The sequence below is a fragment of the Sphingomonas sp. SKA58 genome (assembly GCF_000153545.1).
GTDB classification, from domain to species: Bacteria; Pseudomonadota; Alphaproteobacteria; order Sphingomonadales; family Sphingomonadaceae; genus Sphingobium; species Sphingobium soli.
On the sequence record NZ_CH959307.1, the window covers coordinates 257,609 to 277,488 of the forward strand.

Sequence of the window (19,880 nt, forward strand, 5' to 3'; positions counted from 1 at the left end):
TCATCGGCAGGCGCGCCCGCCCATCGCGCCCCTTTCCGCCTGATCCAGATGAAAATGATCCTTGTGCGCGGCATTATAGTCGGGTGACAGGACGGTCGAAAAAAGATCGCAGGCGCCGTCCCGCACTTCGCGCAGGAAGAACGCATCTTTCCCCTCGCCTTTCCAGTCGCCCAGCACGCTGATTTGGCGGCCATCCTTCAATTGAAAAGCCGCAATATCAATCGCGTCGGCGGTTGCATGTTCGCTGAAATCCCCCTGACTGCGCCCGTACAGCCGGCGGCAGCTATAGCTGCCAAAGTGCCGGATCGACTCGACCGGCTGGCCATAGATACGCTGCGCGGCAGGCTGCACCACCTGCCATTCCCACAGCTTCAAAGCCGCGACCACGGGGCAGGATGGCGCAACGGCGGCCGGGGCCAACAGGATTGCGTCCTCATCCGGGCGAAGCCGCACCGCATCGGCATAGGCGCACTGATCCGCGCCGCCCGGCTTCAGGGCGACATAATCGACACCCGCCCGATCCAGCAGAGCCTTGCAGGCGCCGGTGTCGCCGGTCAGCGCCGCCAGCTTCCTTCCAGTGAACAGGCCGATAGGCTGCGCAAGATCAAGGTCCGTCCAGGGCAGATCCTGCGGTCGCTGCCGCAGCCAGGCATAGGCCAGCAGCAACAAGGCAAGCAGCCCGCCGACGACAAGAAGGGAGCGCAGCGTCAGGTGAAGTTTTCGCATGCGCTAAGCACGCTGGACCGCAGCCATTGGTTCCGCCGTCACCGGATAGCCCAGATGGTCCGGGATGCACAGGTGCGGCACGCCGTCCCGATCCTCGCGCCAGGGTTGAATCTTCTCAATAGGAAAGGATGCCGCGTCAGCCACAAGGTCCGCGTGGCGATGATGGCGCGCGAGCCGTTCGAGATTTCGGCGGGTCGGGTAGATGACGCGCCCGTTTCCGCCATCGCACTGCGCGAGCGTATCTGTGGCGCTGCTCCAGAACAGGCGGACATTTTCGCTGCTGTCCACGGTCGCGACCTGCCCCTCGGGCGCGCGCGCCAGGTAGAAACGTGTGTCGAACACCCGTGTCGCATGATCGAACGGCGCTGGATGCCAGCGGGCGAAAGGCGTGAGCGCCTGGATATCGAGGGTCAAATTATGGCGTTCCAATAGATCGCCCAGCATCGCGCCATCATGCAACCCATCACGCAAGCGCAAGATCATGGCCTGATCCATTTCGCCCGTGATCGCGATGGCCAGACCCGCTTCCTCTATCGTCTCGCGAATGGCCGCGATACGCGCGGCCGCTTCGTCCAATGGCAGGCCGGTATCGTACCGCGCGGCAAGCATGCGATCCGCTTCATCGACGGCCCCACCCGGAAAGACAAGCGCACCCGCCGCGAAGGACATGGTGGACGCACGCTCCATCATAAGCAGTTCGGCCGCCGCGCCTGGCCGATCACGCACGATCACGACGGTCGCCGCCGGCCGGGTCAGGCCATCATAGTCTGTCATGCAGATGCTCTAGGCCCATCGCCCAGCGCTAGTAAAGTCCTTCCAAAACAACCCGATTAAAGGGTTGGTGGAGCCTAGGGGGATCGAACCCCTGACCTCGTCATTGCGAACGACGCGCTCTCCCAGCTGAGCTAAGGCCCCTGAAGGAGCGCTGCCTATAAGCGAGCGATTTAAGCCGTGCAACGGTATTTTGTTCAAAACGACGGACCGGCCCAGCCGGCCTGCCCTGCGCCGGAACGCACCTGTTGCGGGACATTACCCGTCCGTAACGCCCGGAACATGGGCGTGGTCCACTCATTGATAGGATCGACGGCGCCCCACGCGTCGCCTGACACGCAAAAGGAGATGGACCATGGGTTACCAAGGCGGAGGCCGCTACGGTGATGATCGTTATTCCTCGAACTGGGACCGCGGCGAGCGCTATCGTGGACAGCGGGACTATCGCCGTGACGACAACAGCTATCGTTATGGCACGCGCGGCCAATTTGGCGGATCGGACATGCGCCGTCACCCCGACGATTATGACCCAGAGGAGCGGGGATTTTTCGACCGGGCGGGTGACGAGGTGCGCAGCTGGTTCGGCGATGAAGAGGCAGAGCGCCGGCGTGAATATGATGAATATTATAATCGCCCCTATGGCGATCCGCGCGACCAGTCGAGCCGGATCGGCTATGCGTCCGCCGGCCGGAGCGACTATTTGCCGGGCCGTGGCTATGCACCCTACACCAACGAACGCAGTGGCTTTGGCAGCGAAGATCATGGTTACCGCACGCGCGCCTTCGGGCCGCAACGCGACCAGAACGCCCATCATGACAGCAACTATCATGCCTGGCGTCAGCAGCGGATCGATGAGCTTGACCGCGATTATGCCGAATATCAGCGGGAGAATCGCGATCGCTTCAACAGCGAGTTCGGCACGTGGCGGACACGCAGGGGCGAGCAGCGTCAGGCGGTCACCCAGGTCAAGGAGCATATGGAAGTCGTCGGCAGCGACGGCGAGCATGTCGGCACTGTAGACAAATGCCGAGGTGACCGCATCATTCTGACTAAGAATGATGAAGACGCCGGTGGCGTGCATCATTCCATTCCGTCGAACTGGATCAAGTCCGTCGACGCTACCCGTGTGACGCTGGAAAAAACCGCTGAACAGGCGCAGGACGCATGGCGCACGGAACGCGAGCAGAGCGCGATGTTCAATGACCGATCGGAAGGTCGCGACGGCGGCTGGAGCAGTGGAGGCTTTGCCAGCAGCAATAGCAGCCATGGCAATCGCTATCGTTAAGCCACGATCCGTTTGAAGAAGGCCCGGTGTAATCACCGGGCTTTTTTTGTAGTCGGATCATCTCTGACATTGGAGCCAGAGAGGCTTAACCCTTGCCCCCAATGCCACGATGCCCGACATAGGCACCATCATGGTTTCCTTCGCCCGAGCGCCCGTCACTGCCGTCCTGGGGCCAACCAACACCGGCAAGACCCATCTGGCTGTAGAGCGGATGTGCGGCCATTCCAGCGGCATGATGGGTTTTCCCCTGCGTTTGCTGGCGCGCGAAGTTTATGATCGGGTGGTGGCCATCAAGGGCGAAAAGCTGGTCGCGCTGGTCACTGGCGAGGAAAAGATCGTCCCACCAAACGCGCGCTATTTTCTTTGCACCGCCGAATCCATGCCGATCTCCGGCAGCCGGGAAGCCGGCGCGAAAGAGGATTTCGCCTTCGTCGCGCTGGACGAGGCCCAACTAGGCGCTGACCCTGAACGCGGACATATTTTCACCGACAGGCTGCTGCGCGCGCGCGGCAGAGAAGAAACGATGATCCTTGGATCAGCCAGCATCAGCCGGATCGTCAAAGCCCTGATCCCGGATGTCGACATCATCAGCCGCCCGCGCTTTTCGACGTTGAGCTATGCCGGCGCGAAGAAACTGTCGCGCCTGCCCCGCCGGTCGGCGATCGTCGCTTTTTCAGCGGAAGAAGTCTACGCCGTTGCCGAAATGCTTCGTCGGTTCCGGGGCGGCGCGGCCGTCGTCATGGGCGCATTGTCGCCCCGCACCCGGAACGCGCAAGTCCAGATGTTCCTGAACGGCGACGTCGATTATCTGGTCGCGACCGACGCGATCGGCATGGGGCTTAACCTGGATGTGGCGCATGTGGCCTTTGCCTCTCTGCGCAAATTCGACGGACGGCGAAGCCGACGCCTGACCGTCAGCGAAATGGCGCAGATTGCCGGGCGTGCAGGCCGCCACCACATGGACGGCACGTTCGGCAGCTTGGGCCATGAAGACGGCGATGCGGCCTTCACCCCGGAGGAAATAGACGCGATCGAGGCGCATCGTTTCCCGCCGGTCGATCATCTATTCTGGCGCAACGGAACGCCGCATACGGATCGCCTCGACCATCTGCTGAGCGATCTGGAGCAGAAGCCGGAACGACCGGAACTGCGCGCAGCCCCCGAGGCGGTGGACCTGGCGGTGCTCCGACGGCTGGCAGATGATCCGACCGTGATCGAACGCGCCCGGGGCAAGCGCCAGGTTGAACGGCTATGGGCGGCATGTGGCCTGCCTGATTTTCAGAAGCTGGGGGCGGACCATCACGCCCGGCTGGTGTCTCGGATTTGGCGTTTCCTGTCGGAAGGCAGCGGCCACATCCCGCGCGACTGGTTTGCGCAACAGGTTGCGCGGCTCGATTCGGTGCAGGGGGACATCGACATATTGTCCGGCCGGATCGCGGCCGCACGGACCTGGTCCTATATCGCGCATCGCGCCGACTGGCTGACCCACCCGGGCGAAATGGCGGAACGCACGCGCGCGCTGGAGGAAAAGCTGTCCGATGCCCTGCATACGGCACTGACACAGCGTTTCGTCGATCGTCGCACGTCCGTCCTGTTGCGCGACATCGGCCAGAATGCGAGCAATCTGCCCGTCACGGTGGAAGCCGACGGCAGCGTCTGCGTCGATGGGGAAATGATCGGACGACTTGACGGCTTCCGATTCTCGGTCGATCCCGCTACGCGGCATCAGGACCGAAAGATGCTGTTGGCGGCCGCCGAGCGGCGCCTGGGAAAGGTATTGCGAGTGAAGGCTGACGAACTGATCGCTGCGACGGATGCGGATTTTGCCCTGCTGGACGAAGCGGGGCAGGCCCCCGGCATCGCCTGGGGCGAAACGCCGGTAGCGGTCCTGATGGCTGGCACCACATTGTTGACGCCGGAAATCCGGCTGGATCGCGCGCTGCTTGCCCTGGGCCAGGACGTACAGAAGCAGGTCATCGCGCGCCTGTCCGCATGGTTCGACGGGCAAAAACAGAAGCATCTTCTACCACTGGTGAAAATGAACGAAAGCGCCGCCGACCCGCAGGTACCCGCCGTGGTGCGGGCGGTGTTCGCCCAGTTGGGAGACGCAGGCGGGGTTTTGGCGCGGACCGATCTCGATTCGGCGCTGGGCCACCTGGACAAGGAGCAACGGCACCTGTTGCGCAAGGCCGGCATCGATATCGGCGTACTCGACATCTATCATCCCGGCTTGCTGAAGCCGGGCGCGGCGCGTTGGCGGTCGGCGCTGCTGGCGGCACGAATCGCCAAGCCCTGCCTGCCTCTGCCGGGTCCCGGACTGACGCTGATCCCCGCTGGCGAACGCCCCGCGCAAATGGGCGCGCGCATAGCGGGATTTCGCGGCTTTGGCGATCAGATGCTGCGCATCGACATGGCCGAGCGCATGGCGCGCACCGCGCATGAAACCATCGCCAAGAATGAGGCATTTACCGCGCTCAGCCCCCAGATCGTATCTCTGGGACTTAGCGAAGATGCCTTTCTACAATTGATGCGCGCGGCCGGCTTCCGGCCTGTGGATGTGCCTCCTCCACCGCCCGTCGAGGACGGGGCGGAGGCACCGGCCCCCGTCGCAGCCGCGAACTGGGCCTTCAAGGGCCGACAGAAGGCGCGGAGCGACAGGCCACAAGCCCAACGCGGTCGTGGAGGAAAGCCGGGCAGCGGCAAAGCGCAACGCAGCGATGGCCAGCGCTCATCCAACACTGGCGGAAGCGCCAGTCCCGCGCCGGTCAATAACGCCTTTGCGGGCCTTGCGGACTTGCTGGGTCGCAATGGCTGACGCGGTCGCAGGCGCCGGTCATGGCCCAAGCTTGCGTATCGACAAATATCTCTGGTTCGCGCGTCTTTCGAAAAGCCGGTCGATTGCGCAGAAGCTGGCCGAAGAGGGGCATATCCGCCTTAACGGCAGGCGGATCGACCGCGCTCATGCCCCGGTGCGGGCTGGCGACCTGATCACCTTCCCGCACATAGAGAGCGTGCGCGTCGTTCGCGTACTCGCCCTGCCCGTCCGGCGCGGCCCTGCCCCCGAAGCGCAATCCTGTTATGAGGAACTGACCATAGGGAGCTAGGGCGTCAGCGCAGGCGCGCTATCCAAGGATGAAATCAACGCCAGCCAGGGCGTGGATGCTGGTGCAGTCGTAGATCGGCAGGACATTCGCCCTCACATCGACGATCATCTCCAGTTCGGTGCAGGCCAGCACGGCGGCCTGAACGTCCTGCTTGGCGATGTCGGTCAACGAAGACTTCATGAAGCGTTGCGATTCCCGGTTGACCTTGCCGAGCGTCAGTTCATCGTAAAAGATGCGATCCACCTGTTCCGCCAGTTCCATGTCCGGCGGCAGAAGCGACACGCCGTGCGCCACCAACCGCTGGCGATAGAATTTTTCGGTCATGACCCGGCGCGTGCCGATCAGGGCGGCTTTCTCGACCCCGTCGGCCTGCATCGCTTTTCCGACTTCGTCGGCAATGTGAAGGATCGGAATGGCGACCGCGCCCTGCACCTGATCATACACCCTGTGCATGGAATTGGCGCAAATCAGCAATGCGCCTGCCCCCGCCCGTTCCAGACGGCGGGCCGCTTCCATAAGCTGCGTTGCCGCGCAATCCCAGTCGTCATCGCTCACGCAACTGGCCACCGCCGCGAAATCAAGGCTTTCGATCAAGAGTTGCGCACTGTGCTGGCCACCCAGTCTGCGCTGAACCGTCTTGTTGATGATCTCGTAATAGCGAGCGGTCGATGTCCAGCTGAGACCGCCGATCAGGCCGAGCTTGCGCATGATATTCGCTTTAACCCCCAATTCGCATGTGACGGGTACAGGGTTAGGGGAAGCCGCCTCCAAGGGTCAAAGGCTTAATCGGCCTTGGCGTGTTGGGGCAGTGAACTCAGCGTCAGCCCGCTGGCGCCAACGATCGTGGCGATAACCGCCATAGCCGGCTCGTCCAGCAGCAGTGCGATCGCCAGACCACCCCAGCCGGCAAGCCCCCCGAGCGCGGCAAGCCATCGCTCAGCCCCTACCGCCCCCGCAGCCAAAGCCTTGCATAGCGGCAGAGCCGCTATCGCCATCAGGGCTCCGATCAGTTTCGCACCGGCGAGCAGCCACCAATTGGCCGGCGTCAGCGTGGCGTCATCAGGCTGAAGAATGTCGAAGGCAATGCGATTGCGATCAATCGCGAGCGCCGTCAGCAGAAGGCTCAGGCCAATGGGAAGCTGCAAGACGGCGAGGATCGGGAACACCGACCGAATGGTCGACGAGCGGACGACAAGATAGCCCAATGCCGACCCCAGCGCGGCCAGGCTGACCATTTCCGGCAGGTTGACCACATCATGGGTGTAAAGCGCGCCGCCGATCGCCAAGGCCATGCCCGCCGCCCCAAGTCGCGCCGCATATGGCGAGTCCGCCTTATGCAACCCGCACAACATCAGCAGCGCGGAACCAACCCAGGCGACCGCGGCAACCCACGATACCGCCGTCAACGCGCATCCCCGGTTCTGGCGAATCGCTCCATCAGCCCAAAACCGGCAATCAGCGCGATACCGCCCAGCAAAATCGCCAGCAGGCCAAGCAAGCGCGCGCTGGCACCGCCAACTTCCGCAGCGACGATCAGCGCGCCCAGGACCGGGAACGCAGCCAAAGCGCAAACCATCCCGATGACCGGGCGCGAATGACGACGCGCCGCAGCGCGCGTCACCAGCACGGCAACTAGCGTCAAGGGCGGTAACAGGGCGGCCAGCGCCGTCATATGGGCCATGATGTCGGCTCGTCCTCGCCGAAAAGACGGCCGGCAGGGATCACGTCGCGATCAGCAACACCACGACAGCTGCGACGGCCACGCTGGCGATCGTGCCCCATTTCATCAGCCCGACAAAGCTGTGATAGGTCTGGTTCGCGCTTTTCATATTGCCGTTCGACGCCATGCCATGTCCCCTTCCTGATATAGTGGTCCCGTCCTTATCCCGTCCCCGCGCGGCCCTCAACCTTCCAGACAGAAAATCGGCGCGGTTAAGTGAGCCTTTACCGCGGGCCGCTAGGGTCCGACGCCTGATCAAGAAATGCGGATCATGACAAGGGGTTGGAATGGCACGCGACGGCGTACCCATAATGATGCTGATCGATGACGAGCCGGCCCAGCGCCGCCTGGTATCCGCGCTCGCTTCACGCGCGGGATGGCGCACGATCTTCGCGGCCGATGCCGAAACGGCGCTGGCGATGCTGGGCACGCAGGACGGCATGCTGCTGGACGCTGTCATCCTGGATCAGTGGAGCCCGGACTATGAACCTTCGGGACTGATTCGCGATTTGCGCGCAGAGCGGCCGGCCCTGCCAATCCTCGTCCTTACGGCCCACAACAACGTGGCTGTAGCGGTGGAGGCCATGCGGGCGGGCGCGAGCGACTATCTGTCAAAGCCGATTGCGCCCGAGCGCTTGCTGGCCGCGCTCAACGCTACGCTGGCCGACGGCGCGGCCGCAGGCGAATTGCGGCCGCTGACCGAAAAGATCACCGCCCCCCTGTCGTTCGAGGATGTGGTCGGTTCCGCACCACAATTCCGCGCCGCGCTGGCAATCGCGGCCAAGGCCGCGCGAGCGCGGGTGCCCGTTCTTATCGAAGGCGAAAGCGGGGTCGGCAAGGACGTTATCGCCCGCGCGGTGCATGCCGCGTCCCCGCGCCATAAACAGGCGATGGTGACGGTCAATTGCGGCGCCATTCCCGCCAATCTGGTCGAATCTGAACTGTTTGGGCATGAACGCGGCGCCTTTACCGGGGCGTTTGACCGCCATGTCGGCAAGTTCGTGGCCGCTGACATGGGTACGATATTCCTGGATGAAGTCAGTGAAATGCCGCTCGACGCGCAGGTCAAGCTGCTGCGGGTGCTGCAGGATGGCGAGGTGCAGCCGATCGGCGCTCGCCGGCCCGTCCACGTCGATGTGCGCGTAATCGCAGCGACCAACAAGCGGCTGAGCGAAGAAATCGAAGCGGGGCGATTCCGCGAGGACCTTTATTATCGGCTCAACGTCGTCCAGTTGACCGTGCCGCCGTTGCGCGAACGGATGGGCGACATACCCGCGCTTTGTCGCCACTTGCTGGCGCGGATCGCCGGACAGCCGGGCCTTCGCAGTCTGGGGCTGACGGATGATGCGCTGTCTCTGCTGATGCAGCATCCCTGGCCCGGCAATGTGCGCCAGCTGCAAAACGCCCTCTTCCGCGCAGCGGTCTTGTGCGATGGCGACGCCCTGACGCCCCAGGATTTCCCGCAGATTGCGGCACAGATTCGCGCCGGCGGCATGGTCGACCGGATGACGCCGCAGGTGCGTTCGATCAGCCAGCCGCATCGCGACGGGGCCGGCATCACCCTGTTCGAACTGGATGGCCATGTCCGCCAGCTCGCGGAGATCGAGGCGGACGTGATACGTCTGGCCATCGGCCATTATCGCGGGCGCATGACGGAGGTTGCGCGTCGGCTGGGCATCGGCCGGTCGACCCTGTATCGCAAGCTCGCCGAACTGGGCATTGATAGCGCCGCCTGAACCAGCCATCGTCCGCTGCTTCCTTGCGGCGTTGAAATCCGCGCGTGGCTATGCTTTGGACGCAGGATGAAACATGCCCCGCTCATCGCCTGCCTGCCCATCCTCCTGCTCGCCGCCTGCGGCCGGACCGAGCCGGTCGCCGACATGCCGAGCCAGGAGGAATTGGCAGCAGCCGCCAATGCCGCAGCCGCCAACGCGCTCGAAAGCCAGCAGGCCGATGAAAGCGCGGACAGCCGCAATTATGTGAACCTTGATCGCGGCTTTTCCGTTACCCTTCCCGAAGGCTGGGTGATGGACAAGGGCGCGAGCAATGACGATGGCGTCGTTTATGAAGATCCGGGCGCGGGCGCTGACGTGCGCGTCTTCTGGCAGAAGAACGAGGGCGACGAGACGCTGCAGCAGACGGTCGAAGCGTTGAACAGCAGTGCCGAAGGCGTCGATGGCGATTTTGTCGGCGACAGTGAATATCGCGGCACGGCCAACGATGGCGAAGGCAATAATGTCGCCGTCCGCCTGTTGCGGCAACCAGACGGCGCGGTCGTAACGGCGACCTTCGTCTATCCCGAAATGCTGAGCGAACAATATCAGGGCATCGCGGAAAAACTGCTGGACAGTTTGCGCGTTTTTGCGCCGCGCGAAGCGAGCGATCAGACGCAAACCCCTGCGGCCGCCGCCAACGCCAACCAACCCTGACAGGCGTCAGGGCGCGGGGCGCAGCACCCTTTCCTCCGATAATGTCCGGGTGCCGACCGTCAGTGTACGACCCTGTCGCGTGACGAGGCCGGTCACCGGCGACACATTATAGTGCATCTGAACGTCCACGCCCGGCCCGGCCAATGTTTCGGTCAGGGAAAGGCCATCGGCCGCCCGACCCTGCAAGGTCAGGACGCCTTCGACTGGAACGGGCCGGCCCAATGGCGATCCCGCCATTGTCCTGACACCCCGGCCATTAGCGCCATCTTCGACCTCGCTCGCTGCGAACAGGAACAGCGGCTGATATTCGCCAGCCAGCAGGGCAAGCCGCCCGTCGCGAGCCAATCCGTCGAATAATGTCCTGACGCTTTGCGCGGCGCGATGGCGGGGCGTGTCAGGGGCGAACTGCGCCATCATCGTCTCCAGGCCATGCTCGACGGCGGACCACACCGCTTCATCATCGTCCAGGGCAATGATCTTTCCCTGTGAATCCAGGTAAAAGCGCATCTCGACCCCGATGAGCGGCGTCAGGGCGGCGCGGAAGGATGCAGCGGCGGCATCGCTCGCATCGCTGTCGAGTGAACGGAGAACGGCGTACAACTGATAGCCATCCCCCACCCGTTCAAATCGCACCGTGCGATGCGCGCTGAACCGGCTCTCCTGACCGGCGATGGGGCGATGCTGATCAATGTCATAGGCCAATTGCTGGCCGACAGGCGGCGCGAACGGGATCGCGATCCGTTCCGCCGCCGCCGGCTGCGCCACGGCGGCCAGCAACAACGTCGCAAATCCGCGGGTCGGCGTCATGCGCGCGCCTGACCCGACGCGTGCGCAGCCCAGGCCGCCGCCGCCACGACCAGCGCGCCGACGGCCTGATGCAACACCGCGAGTGGCAGGGCTATGCCCGTCATCACCGTTGCAATTCCAAGCAAGATCTGCGTGCCGACGGCGGCATTGAGCGCCATCGAAGCGCCGCGCTGTCTCGCTAGCTTGGCGCGGCGCGCCAGCAGCATCAGCATAACCGCGGCGATCCAGGCCCACCAGCGATGGATGAAATGGACAAGATAGGGATCAGACGACAGCGTCGCCCAAAACGACCCTGACCAATTAATGCCCTGAGGCACCAGATGGTCATTCATAAGCGGCCAAGTGCTGGATACATAGCCCGCATCCAGCCCGGCGGTGAAAGCGCCAAACATCAATTGCACGCCAAGCGTTACAAGAACCGCCAGCGCGAAAGGCCGCAGGCGCGCCGGCCGCGCCGCAGGACGCCGCGCCAGGACACGCAGGTCGAGCGCGGTCCAGATCAGCCCGCCCATGATGAAGAGGGCCGTCAGCAAATGCACCGCCAGCCGATAGTGGCTCACATCGGTGCGGACGGACAGGCCGGACTTCACCATCCACCAGCCAATCGCGCCCTGCAAACCGCCAAGCGCCAACAATGCGACCAGACGCCAGCCATAGCCTGTCGGGATCATCCGTTTCCAAGCGAACCACAGCAGCGGCAACGCAAAGGCAACGCCGATCAGCCGGCCGAGCAGACGATGCACCCATTCCCAGAAAAAAATGAACTGGAACTGCGACAGGGTCATGCCACGATTGATTTCCTGATATTCGGGAATTTGTTGATAAAGGCGAAAAGCCTCCATCCATTGGTTGTGGGTCAGAGGCGGGATTGCCCCGGTGATCGGCTTCCATTGGGTGATGGACAAACCCGATTCGGTCAGGCGGGTAATTCCGCCCACCACCACCATGCAGAAGACCAGCGCCGCCACCATCAGCAGCCATCTGGCGATGGCGCGCGGCGCCGAACGGTGATCCATGATCGTCATGGCGCGATCCTTGCGCCCAACCCTTTTCCAATTCAAGACCGGTAGCAGAGACCGATCGTCCCAGGCGCCTTTGCCCAGCGATCCGCTGGCCCACATTTATCAGCGTGTCGGGCGCGCCGCCTTGATATTGAATTTGTATGAGTATATCAGGCAGCCAAGCGCGCGGAATGCGCCTCTTCTTTTTTCAGGATGCCCTCATGAGCGATTCGTCCAAGTCCGCCCCGAAGCTGCGTAGCCGCGCCTGGTTCGACAACCCCGACAATATCGACATGACCTCGCTCTATCTCGAGCGATACCTGAACTATGGTCTTTCCCTGGAGGAGTTGCGCAGCGGCAAGCCGATCATCGGCATCGCCCAGACCGGCAGCGACCTGTCGCCGTGCAATCGCCATCATATCGTGCTGGCCGAACGCATGCGTGAGGGCATCCGCGAAATGGGCGGCATCGCCATCGAATTCCCGGTCCACCCCATTCAGGAAACGGGCAAGCGCCCTACGGCCGGGCTGGATCGCAACCTGACCTATCTGGGCCTGGTCGAAGCCCTCTATGGCTACCCCCTTGATGGCGTCATTTTGACCACCGGTTGCGACAAGACGACGCCGGCGCTGCTGATGGCTGCCGCTACCGTCAACATCCCCGCAATCGCCTTGTCCGTCGGACCGATGCTCAATGGCTGGCACAAGGGCGAGCGTACCGGTTCGGGCACGATCGTCTGGCACGGCCGCCAGCTGCTTGCCGCCGGCAAGATCGACGATGAGGGCTTCATCAAGCTGGTCGCGTCTTCCGCCCCCTCAACGGGCTTTTGCAATACCATGGGCACGGCCAGCACGATGAACGCGCTGGCCGAGGCGCTGGGCATGATGCTGCCGGGCACGGCTGCAATCCCCGCGCCCTATCGCGATCGTCAGGAAGCGGCCTATCATACCGGCAAGCGCATCGTCGACATGGTGCATGAGGATCTCAAGCCCTCCGACATCATGACGCTGGACGCCTTCCATAACGCGATCGTCGCCAACTCGGCGATCGGCGGATCGACTAACGCGCCCATTCACCTGGCCGCGATCGCGCGGCACATGGGCGTCGACCTGCCGCTCAAGGATTGGGAGACAGTCGGGCACAAGGTGCCGTTGCTGGTCAACATGCAGCCGGCGGGGGAATATCTGGGCGAGGATTATTATCGCGCCGGTGGTTTGCCCGCGGTCATCAGCCAGCTGATCGACCAGGGGCTGATCCGGACAAACGCGATGACCGTCAACGGCAAGACCATGGGCGACAATTGCCGGGGGGTAGAGATTGAAGATGAGAAGGTCATCCGGCCTTTCCATCAGCCGCTTAAGGAAGAAGCCGGCTTCTTGGTCCTGACCGGCAATCTGTTCGACCAGGCCGTCATGAAGACCAGCGTCATCAGCGACGAATTCCGGGCGCGCTATCTTTCCAATCCCGACGATCCCGAAGCGTTTGAAGGCGCGGCGGTCGTGTTCGACGGCCCTGAGGATTATCATAACCGCATCGACGACCCGTCGCTCGGCATCACCGCCCAAACATTGTTGTTCATGCGCGGCGCAGGGCCGATCGGCTATCCGGGTGCTGCCGAAGTGGTGAACATGCGCCCCCCCTCCTATCTTATCACGGAAGGGATCAGCGCCTTGCCTTGCATCGGCGATGGCCGCCAGTCGGGCACGTCGGGCAGCCCATCCATCCTCAACGCCTCGCCCGAAGCTGCGGCGATGGGCGGCCTGGCATTGCTTGAAACGGGCGACCGCGTGCGCATGGACCTGAAGAGCGGGACCGTGAATGTCCTGATTTCCGACGAGGAACTGGAGGCGCGCCGCGCGAAATTGGTGGCGGCGGGCGGGTATAAATATCCCGCCTCGCAGACGCCCTGGCAGGAAATCCAGCGTTCTGTCGTGGGTCAGATGAACACCGGGGCCATATTGGAAGGCGCCGAAAAATATCAGCGGATCGCCCAGACCAAGGGCCTGCCGCGCGACAATCATTAAGCATTGAAAGCGGGACGGCGGCTTTCCATCTGCGTCGCCATCCTCCCCCGCTCCCATTCGCATAGCGGTCGCCATAATATTCTGGCGGCGCAAAAGACCAGCAGCCCCTCTTTAAGGAGACAGCCATGTTCAACGGAGCCATCCTCATCGGCGCGAGCGAGCGCACCGGCGGCCAGCCCTTCCACGCCATCAATCCGGCGACCGGCGAAAAGGGCGATGTCGCCTTTTCCAGCGCCATGCCTGCGGACGTCGAGCAAGCCACCAAATTGGCCGACGAAGCCTTTAAAAGCTTTTCTACCCTGTCTCCTGACGCCCGCGCAACCTTCCTGGAAAGCGTGGCCGACAACATCATGGGTATCGGCGATCTGCTGATCGAAACCGCGATGGCCGAATCCGGCCTGCCGCGCGCGCGACTGGAGGGCGAACGCGGCCGGACGGTCGGCCAGTTGCGCCTGTTCGCTTCCTATGTCCGTCTGGGCGACTGGCTCGACGCCACGATCGACCGCGCCATGCCGGAACGGGCGCCTCTGCCCCGCGCCGACCTGCGCAGGGTCAATCATTCGGTCGGACCCGTCGCCGTCTTCGGCGCATCCAATTTCCCCCTGGCCTTTTCGGTCGCGGGTGGCGACACCGCAGCCGCCTTCGCGGCGGGTTCACCCGTCGTCGTCAAGGGGCATAGCGCGCATCCTGGCACCGGCGAACTGGTTGCCCGCGCCATCCAGGCGGCAGTGAAGAGCTGTGGCCTGGATGAAGGCGTCTTTTCCTACCTTCCGGGTGCTGATCGCGCCCTGGGCGGCGCTCTGGTCGCTGATCCGCGTATCAAGGCTGTCGGATTCACCGGTTCGCGCGGTGGCGGCACGGCGCTGATGAAGATCGCCGCCGAACGGCCCGAGCCGATCCCGGTCTACGCCGAAATGTCGTCGATCAACCCGGTGGTGCTGCTGCCCGGCGCGCTCGCCAGCCGCGGCGAAGCCATGGGCGCGGCCTTTGTTGGTTCGCTCACCATGGGTTCGGGCCAGTTCTGCACCAATCCCGGCCTTGTCATCGCGCTTGATGGCCCGGATCTCGATGCGTTCGTCGCGTCGGCCGCTGCCGCCATGTCGGGCGCGGCGCCGCAGGTGATGCTGACGCCGGGCATTCACGAAGCCTATGAGAAGGGCGTTGCCGCCCTGGCCGGCGCCGACGGCGTCACCACTGTTGCGCGCGGCACCGAACCCGAAGGCGTCAACCGTGGACAGGCTGCCTTTTTCTCGACCGACAGCGCGACGTTCACGTCGAACCCGGTTTTGGCGGAGGAAGTGTTCGGGTCTTCCTCGGTTCTCATCCGGTGCTCGAGCATCGATGAGGTCGTTGCGACGATCGCCGGTCTGGAAGGTCAGCTGACCGCCACGTTGCAAATTGGCGAGGGCGATCAGGATCACGCCGCCAAGCTGTTGCCGACGCTGTCGCGCAAGGTTGGGCGCATTCTCACCAATGGCTGGCCCACCGGCGTCGAAGTGACCCATGCCATGGTTCACGGCGGCCCCTTCCCTTCGACCGCCGATGGTCGTTCGACCTCGGTCGGCACGCTGGCGATGATGCGGTTCCTGCGCCCCGTCTGCTATCAGGACGTTCCTGATACGCTGCTGCCCGCCGCTTTGCAGGATGCCAATCCCTGGGGCCTTACGCGCCGCGTCGAAGGCAAGCTGGAGGTCGCAGCCTGATGATCCGGGCCGGTCTCGTCGGCCTTGGCAAGATTGCGCGCGACCAGCATTTGCCGGCGATCGATAAGGTCGACGGCATCGCGCTGGTCGCGGTCGCCAGCCGCAACGCGCAAGCGGAAGGGGTCCAGAATTATCCCGACCTCGGTGCGATGCTGGCAGGGGAGCCTGATCTGGATGCCGTCATCCTGTGTCAGCCGCCACAGGTCCGCTACGCCACAGCCAGACAGGCGCTGCTGGCGGGCAAACATGTGTTCCTCGAAAAACCTCCCGGCGCGACCGTGTCCGAAGTGGAGGCGCTGACCGCGCTGGCCAGGCAAAAAAACGTCACGCTCTACGCCAGCTGGCATAGCCGCTATGCCGCTGCGGTGGCCCAGGCCAAGTCCTGGATAGCCGACCGCAAGGTGGAACGGATCGACATCCAATGGCGAGAGGATGTGCGCCATTGGCATCCGGGACAACCCTGGATCTGGGAGGCTGGCGGTTTCGGAGTCTTCGATCCTGGCATCAACGCCCTGTCGATCCTGACCGAAATCGTCGGGGAGCCGATCACCCTTTTGTCGGCGGAACTGGAAGTGCCGTCCAACAAGCAGGCACCGATCGGCGCGACGCTGGGCATGGCGACGGCATCGGGCGCGGCGATCGACACCGTGTTCGATTGGCGCCAAACCGGGCCGCAAACCTGGGACATCGCGGTCGAGACCGACAATGGCAGCCTTTTGCTATCAGAAGGTGGCAATACATTGCGGCTCGACGGCGAAGTCCAGATGAAGGCGCCGGATGAGGAATATCCCGCAATGTATCGGCGCTTCGTCGATTTGGTGGAACGGCGGGCCATCGACGTCGACACCGCGCCATTGCGATTGGTGGCGGACGCCTTCCTTTGCGGGCGGCATTGTCCTACGGCAGCGTTCGAGGATTAATCTAAAAGGAAAACGCCATGGGGAGCGCGCGCAAGGAGGGCCATTTCGGAACCGACGAGGGCGCGCTCCGCATCCATCAGGCCATTGCCCGCGACCTGGGCACCGCCATTCTGACCGGCAAGCACAAGCCTGGCGATTTGTTCGAAGGCGAGATCGAGGCCGCCGAACGGCTTGGCGTATCGCGCACCGCCTATCGCGAAGCGGTCCGCATCCTGATCGCCAAGGGCATGCTTGAAAGCCGGCCGAAAGCGGGCACGCGCGTGCTTCCCCGCGCGCGTTGGAATGTGCTCGACCCCGAAATGCTCGCCTGGATGTTTGCTGGCGAACCCGATCGCGCCTTCATTCGCGACCTGTTCGAACTGCGTGGCGTGATCGAGCCGGCCGCCGCGGAATTCGCCGCACGGCGGCGCACGGACGATCAACTCGCGGTCATGGATATGGCATTGGGCGAAATGCGCCGCTATGGCCTCTCCACGCCCGAAGGCCGCGCCGCCGACCAGCGCTTTCACCATGCCATATTGGCTGCGGCCCATAATGACGCCCTGGCTGCGCTTGCCAGTTCCGTCGGCGCGGCGGTCAGCTGGACCACCACGTTCAAGCATCGCAAAAAGCTGCTTCCGCGCGATCCGCTGCCCGATCACCAATCCGTGCATAAGGCCATAGCTGCACGCGACACCGCGGCGGCGCGCGATTCCATGGCTGAACTGCTTCGCCTCGCCTTGGCCGACATGGATATCGCGCTGTCGGAGTGACATCGACGCCCTGGGGCCCAGATCGACAGGGAACCCGCACTCCGGTTCGCGCGCTTGCTTCCCGATATCGACAAGCAGGGGATTGGAATGACAGATATCGTAGCGCAGCAGGTCCATGCCCACGCACCATGGCAGATACCGGCGCGCGGCTGGTGGCAAATCCTCAAACGGGTTTACGGCAAATTGTCGACCAATCACATCAGCCTGTTGTCGGCGGGCGTCGCCTATTACGCCTTTTTGTCCATCGCTCCGCTGCTGCTGGCAGTGGTTCTGACCTATGGTCTGATCGGCGATCCTCAACTGGTAGCGGACAATGTCCGGTCGCTGATCACGGTCGTGCCACAGGAGGCCGCCAAGCTCATCTACGAACAGTTGATGGCCATTGTGACGACGACCAAGCCTGCCGTCGGCCTGGGCTTGATCTTTGCCCTAGCCTTTGCCGTTTATGGTGCCACCCGCGCGTCCTCGGCAACGATCGAGGCGCTCAATATCATTTATGAACAGACCGAAGCGCGGTCGATCTTCGCCTTTTACCGGGTGTCCCTGGGAATCACTTTCTCTGCGGTTCTCGTGGTCGTGGTGGGCGTGCTCACCGCGTCGGTGATCGGGTTTCTCGAAACATTGACCAATGGCTGGGGCCAGATCGCGATCTTCCTGACCAAGGCGATCACCTGGATCGTGGCGGGAATGTTCGCCAGCTTGATCTTCGCGCTCATCTACCGTTTCGGGCCGCATCGGCGCAAGGCGCGCTGGCGCTGGCTGACGGCGGGATCCGTCACCGCGACAGTGCTCTGGCTACTCTCGACGCTGGCCGTATCCTTCTACGTGTCGAAATTTGGCAATTACAACGAAACCTATGGCTCACTGGGCGCCGTGGTCGTCCTTCAACTGTGGCTTTATGTCTCCGCCTTCGTCGTTCTGCTGGGGGCACAGCTCAATCGGGAGGCCGAACGCCAGACAAGCGCCGACACGCAGATCGACGAGCCGCCGGCGCAATGACGGCGGCGCGATAATCGCGCTTGCCCTGCCCGCTTCGCCACGCTAAAGCGCCCTCCTTCGCCGGCACAGGAGTGTAGCTCAGCTGGTAGAGCGTCGGTCTCCAAAACCGAATGCCGGGGGTTCGAGTCCCTCCACTCCTGCCAAGCGAACTGGCCGCGATCCCTTGAATATCAATGGGCTCGCGGCTAAGTGCGCAGGCGAAACAAGGTCGCGGAGCAGGCGGCCGCACCCCCGGACGCTGGAACAGGCGGGATCGGGAGGGCGGACTGTTGCTTCGCGAATTGGCGTTGATACGAAGGTGAAAAGGCAGGCGATGGCGAAGGTTTCCCCCGGCGAATTCGTCAATCAGGTGAAGACCGAAGCGTCGAAAATCGTGTGGCCGACCGGTCGCGAAACGGTGATGACTGGCGTGATGGTCGTCATCATGACCACGCTGCTGGGGCTCTTCTTCTTCGGCATCGACACCTTCTTCGGCGCGATCGTCCAGTGGCTGCTCAGCCTCGCGGCCGGCCGGGCCTGATCGGGAGTATGAAAGAGTAACATGGCGCGCTGGTACATCATCCACGCCTATTCGGGCTTCGAAAGCAAGGTCAAGGAATCGATCCTGGCCGAAGCCGAGCGCATGGGCCTCTCCCAACTGGTCGAACAGGTCGAGGTGCCCACCGAAACGGTGACCGAAGTGAAGCGCGGCAAGAAGGTGCAGGTCGAGCGCAAGTTCATGCCCGGCTACGTCCTCGCCAAGCTTAGCATGAACGACGACATCTATCACCTGGTGAAGAATACGCCCAAGGTGACGGGCTTCCTTGGCTCGTCGGGCAAGCCCCAGGCGATCAGCGAGGGCGAGGCCGCCCGCTATTTCGGCGCCCAGAAGGAAGCCGAGGCCGCGCCCAAGCACAAGGTCAATGTCGATTACGAGATCGGCGACAGCGTCAAGGTTCTGGACGGCCCCTTCGCCAGCTTCAACGGCGTTGTCGAGGAATTGGATTTCGAAAAGAACCGGGTCAAGGTTTCGGTGTCGATCTTCGGTCGCGCCACCCCGGTCGAACTGGATTTCGAACAGGTCGAACTGTCGAAATAAGAATGATGCCCGTCATCCGGATATGATCCGGAAAGATGGGCGACGAAATTGCCGGGAAGCCGGTGATGCATGCGGGAGGGTTGCTTTATGCAGCCTGCTTGACCGCTAAACTTGAAAGAGAGTGACAATGGCCAAGAAGATTACGGGCTATATCAAACTCCAGGTGCCCGCTGGAGCCGCCAACCCCTCGCCGCCGATCGGCCCTGCCCTGGGTCAGCGCGGCGTGAACATCATGGAATTCTGCAAGGCGTTCAACGCCTCGACGGACAAGATGGACAAGGGCACGCCGTTGCCGACCATCATCACCGTCTATGCGGACCGTTCGTTCAGCTTCGTCACGAAGATGCCGCCGGCGACCTACCTGATCAAGAAGGCGATCAACCTGAAGTCGGGCTCGAAGGAGCCGGGCAAGGCCGTCGCTGGCAAGATCACCCGCGCACAGCTCGCCGAAATCGCGCAGGTCAAGATGCCCGATCTCAACGCGAACGACATCGACGCTGCAACGAAGATCATTGAAGGCTCCGCGCGCGCGATGGGCCTCGACGTGGTGGAGGGCTAAGA

21 protein-coding genes and 2 tRNA genes are annotated in these 19,880 nt (G+C 63.2%); 14 read left to right on the forward strand and 9 right to left on the reverse strand.

All coding sequences use genetic code 11. The features are described from left to right. The 3 genes from SKA58_RS10505 to SKA58_RS10515 all read right to left on the reverse strand — a co-directional run bounded on the left by SKA58_RS10505 (position 1) and on the right by SKA58_RS10515 (position 1,641). A complete protein-coding gene (locus tag SKA58_RS10505; RefSeq protein ID WP_009822403.1) occupies positions 1-726 on the reverse strand; it encodes an extensin-like domain-containing protein in 726 nt (241 codons plus the stop codon). 3 nt (positions 727-729) lie between these two features. Further along, positions 730-1,500 carry an NUDIX domain-containing protein gene (locus tag SKA58_RS10510; protein ID WP_009822404.1) on the reverse strand — a complete coding sequence of 257 codons (771 nt, stop codon included), beginning with the start codon at positions 1,498-1,500 and terminating at the stop codon, positions 730-732. 65 nt (positions 1,501-1,565) lie between these two features. Further along, a tRNA-Ala gene (locus SKA58_RS10515) sits at positions 1,566-1,641 on the reverse strand. Between the two features lie 211 nt (positions 1,642-1,852). On the opposite strand from SKA58_RS10515, the gene SKA58_RS10520 reads away from it, so the two are divergent. The 3 genes from SKA58_RS10520 (at position 1,853) to SKA58_RS10530 (ending at position 5,886) form a co-directional block, all read left to right on the forward strand. Beyond that, positions 1,853-2,782, forward strand: a complete 930-nt coding sequence (locus SKA58_RS10520; RefSeq protein ID WP_009822405.1) for a DUF2171 domain-containing protein — start codon at positions 1,853-1,855, stop codon at positions 2,780-2,782. A gap of 130 nt (positions 2,783-2,912) precedes the next feature. Beyond that, positions 2,913-5,597, forward strand: a complete 2,685-nt coding sequence (locus SKA58_RS10525) for a helicase-related protein (protein ID WP_198005958.1) — start codon at positions 2,913-2,915, stop codon at positions 5,595-5,597. Then, positions 5,590-5,886, forward strand: a complete 297-nt coding sequence (locus tag SKA58_RS10530) for an RNA-binding S4 domain-containing protein (protein ID WP_009822407.1) — start codon at positions 5,590-5,592, stop codon at positions 5,884-5,886. Before SKA58_RS10525 ends, SKA58_RS10530 begins: the two co-directional genes overlap by 8 nt. An 18-nt stretch (positions 5,887-5,904) precedes the next feature. On the opposite strand, the gene SKA58_RS10535 is transcribed toward SKA58_RS10530, so the two are convergent. From SKA58_RS10535 to SKA58_RS20065, 4 genes are all read right to left on the reverse strand, one after another. Beyond that, a complete protein-coding gene (locus tag SKA58_RS10535; protein ID WP_009822408.1) occupies positions 5,905-6,594 on the reverse strand; it encodes an aspartate/glutamate racemase family protein in 690 nt (229 codons plus the stop codon). Between the two features lie 74 nt (positions 6,595-6,668). After that, a complete protein-coding gene (locus SKA58_RS10540; RefSeq protein WP_156784193.1) occupies positions 6,669-7,178 on the reverse strand; it encodes a hypothetical protein in 510 nt (169 codons plus the stop codon). 110 nt (positions 7,179-7,288) lie between these two features. Then, on the reverse strand, positions 7,289-7,567 hold the full coding sequence (locus tag SKA58_RS10545; RefSeq protein WP_009822410.1) for a hypothetical protein: 279 nt from the start codon (positions 7,565-7,567) through the stop codon (positions 7,289-7,291). A 40-nt stretch (positions 7,568-7,607) separates the two neighbouring features. After that, positions 7,608-7,733: an aa3-type cytochrome c oxidase subunit IV gene (locus tag SKA58_RS20065; RefSeq protein ID WP_009822411.1), complete on the reverse strand. Its 126-nt coding sequence runs from the start codon at positions 7,731-7,733 to the stop codon at positions 7,608-7,610. Between the two features lie 160 nt (positions 7,734-7,893). Between SKA58_RS20065 and SKA58_RS10555 the strand changes: the two genes are divergently transcribed. Both SKA58_RS10555 and SKA58_RS10560 read left to right on the forward strand, forming a co-directional pair. Next, positions 7,894-9,342: a sigma-54-dependent transcriptional regulator gene (locus SKA58_RS10555; protein ID WP_037542982.1), complete on the forward strand. Its 1,449-nt coding sequence runs from the start codon at positions 7,894-7,896 to the stop codon at positions 9,340-9,342. Between the two features lie 66 nt (positions 9,343-9,408). Continuing rightward, positions 9,409-10,035: a hypothetical protein gene (locus tag SKA58_RS10560; RefSeq protein ID WP_009822413.1), complete on the forward strand. Its 627-nt coding sequence runs from the start codon at positions 9,409-9,411 to the stop codon at positions 10,033-10,035. 6 nt (positions 10,036-10,041) lie between these two features. On the opposite strand, the gene SKA58_RS10565 is transcribed toward SKA58_RS10560, so the two are convergent. Next, positions 10,042-10,842 (reverse strand): hypothetical protein, encoded by an 801-nt coding sequence (locus SKA58_RS10565; RefSeq protein WP_009822414.1) that lies wholly within the window; start codon positions 10,840-10,842, stop codon positions 10,042-10,044. Then, on the reverse strand, positions 10,839-11,867 hold the full coding sequence (locus SKA58_RS10570) for a COX15/CtaA family protein (RefSeq protein WP_083784916.1): 1,029 nt from the start codon (positions 11,865-11,867) through the stop codon (positions 10,839-10,841). The genes SKA58_RS10565 and SKA58_RS10570 overlap by 4 nt, the downstream gene beginning before the upstream one ends. 197 nt (positions 11,868-12,064) lie before the next feature. Between SKA58_RS10570 and SKA58_RS10575 the strand changes: the two genes are divergently transcribed. From SKA58_RS10575 to rplK, 9 genes are all read left to right on the forward strand, one after another. Beyond that, entirely contained in the window at positions 12,065-13,867 is a 1,803-nt protein-coding gene (locus tag SKA58_RS10575) for an IlvD/Edd family dehydratase (protein WP_037543412.1), read from the forward strand. A 125-nt stretch (positions 13,868-13,992) separates the two neighbouring features. Continuing rightward, a complete protein-coding gene (locus SKA58_RS10580; protein WP_009822417.1) occupies positions 13,993-15,570 on the forward strand; it encodes an aldehyde dehydrogenase (NADP(+)) in 1,578 nt (525 codons plus the stop codon). Then, positions 15,567-16,490, forward strand: coding sequence for a Gfo/Idh/MocA family protein (locus tag SKA58_RS10585; protein WP_037542983.1), 924 nt, complete (start codon positions 15,567-15,569; stop codon positions 16,488-16,490). The genes SKA58_RS10580 and SKA58_RS10585 overlap by 4 nt, the downstream gene beginning before the upstream one ends. 17 nt (positions 16,491-16,507) lie before the next feature. Beyond that, a complete protein-coding gene (locus tag SKA58_RS10590; protein ID WP_009822419.1) occupies positions 16,508-17,242 on the forward strand; it encodes a FadR/GntR family transcriptional regulator in 735 nt (244 codons plus the stop codon). A gap of 87 nt (positions 17,243-17,329) precedes the next feature. Continuing rightward, positions 17,330-18,241, forward strand: a complete 912-nt coding sequence (locus SKA58_RS10595; RefSeq protein ID WP_009822420.1) for a YihY/virulence factor BrkB family protein — start codon at positions 17,330-17,332, stop codon at positions 18,239-18,241. Between the two features lie 67 nt (positions 18,242-18,308). Further along, positions 18,309-18,384: transfer RNA gene (locus SKA58_RS10600), tRNA-Trp, on the forward strand. A gap of 170 nt (positions 18,385-18,554) precedes the next feature. After that, positions 18,555-18,761 (forward strand): preprotein translocase subunit SecE, encoded by a 207-nt coding sequence (gene secE, locus SKA58_RS10605; RefSeq protein ID WP_009822421.1) that lies wholly within the window; start codon positions 18,555-18,557, stop codon positions 18,759-18,761. A gap of 21 nt (positions 18,762-18,782) precedes the next feature. Then, entirely contained in the window at positions 18,783-19,319 is a 537-nt protein-coding gene (gene nusG / locus SKA58_RS10610; protein ID WP_009822422.1) for a transcription termination/antitermination protein NusG, read from the forward strand. Between the two features lie 127 nt (positions 19,320-19,446). Further along, complete coding sequence (gene rplK, locus SKA58_RS10615; protein WP_009822423.1) at positions 19,447-19,878, forward strand: 50S ribosomal protein L11; 432 nt, start codon at positions 19,447-19,449, stop codon at positions 19,876-19,878. Positions 19,879-19,880 lie beyond the last annotated feature (2 nt).

Coding starts and splice junctions, on each gene's coding strand:
- SKA58_RS10540 (WP_156784193.1), bottom strand. CDS start 7,178: ATGGCCTTGGCGATCGGCGGCGCGCTTTACACCCATGATGTGGTCAAC.
- SKA58_RS10590 (WP_009822419.1), top strand. CDS start 16,508: ATGGGGAGCGCGCGCAAGGAGGGCCATTTCGGAACCGACGAGGGCGCG.
- SKA58_RS10595 (WP_009822420.1), top strand. CDS start 17,330: ATGACAGATATCGTAGCGCAGCAGGTCCATGCCCACGCACCATGGCAG.
- SKA58_RS10570 (WP_083784916.1), bottom strand. CDS start 11,867: ATGACGATCATGGATCACCGTTCGGCGCCGCGCGCCATCGCCAGATGG.
- secE (WP_009822421.1), top strand. CDS start 18,555: ATGGCGAAGGTTTCCCCCGGCGAATTCGTCAATCAGGTGAAGACCGAA.
- SKA58_RS10505 (WP_009822403.1), bottom strand. CDS start 726: ATGCGAAAACTTCACCTGACGCTGCGCTCCCTTCTTGTCGTCGGCGGG.
- SKA58_RS10560 (WP_009822413.1), top strand. CDS start 9,409: ATGAAACATGCCCCGCTCATCGCCTGCCTGCCCATCCTCCTGCTCGCC.
- SKA58_RS20065 (WP_009822411.1), bottom strand. CDS start 7,733: ATGGCGTCGAACGGCAATATGAAAAGCGCGAACCAGACCTATCACAGC.
- nusG (WP_009822422.1), top strand. CDS start 18,783: ATGGCGCGCTGGTACATCATCCACGCCTATTCGGGCTTCGAAAGCAAG.
- SKA58_RS10525 (WP_198005958.1), top strand. CDS start 2,913: ATGGTTTCCTTCGCCCGAGCGCCCGTCACTGCCGTCCTGGGGCCAACC.
- SKA58_RS10580 (WP_009822417.1), top strand. CDS start 13,993: ATGTTCAACGGAGCCATCCTCATCGGCGCGAGCGAGCGCACCGGCGGC.
- rplK (WP_009822423.1), top strand. CDS start 19,447: ATGGCCAAGAAGATTACGGGCTATATCAAACTCCAGGTGCCCGCTGGA.
- SKA58_RS10535 (WP_009822408.1), bottom strand. CDS start 6,594: ATGCGCAAGCTCGGCCTGATCGGCGGTCTCAGCTGGACATCGACCGCT.
- SKA58_RS10545 (WP_009822410.1), bottom strand. CDS start 7,567: ATGGCCCATATGACGGCGCTGGCCGCCCTGTTACCGCCCTTGACGCTA.
- SKA58_RS10565 (WP_009822414.1), bottom strand. CDS start 10,842: ATGACGCCGACCCGCGGATTTGCGACGTTGTTGCTGGCCGCCGTGGCG.
- SKA58_RS10575 (WP_037543412.1), top strand. CDS start 12,065: ATGAGCGATTCGTCCAAGTCCGCCCCGAAGCTGCGTAGCCGCGCCTGG.
- SKA58_RS10510 (WP_009822404.1), bottom strand. CDS start 1,500: ATGACAGACTATGATGGCCTGACCCGGCCGGCGGCGACCGTCGTGATC.
- SKA58_RS10530 (WP_009822407.1), top strand. CDS start 5,590: ATGGCTGACGCGGTCGCAGGCGCCGGTCATGGCCCAAGCTTGCGTATC.
- SKA58_RS10520 (WP_009822405.1), top strand. CDS start 1,853: ATGGGTTACCAAGGCGGAGGCCGCTACGGTGATGATCGTTATTCCTCG.
- SKA58_RS10555 (WP_037542982.1), top strand. CDS start 7,894: ATGGCACGCGACGGCGTACCCATAATGATGCTGATCGATGACGAGCCG.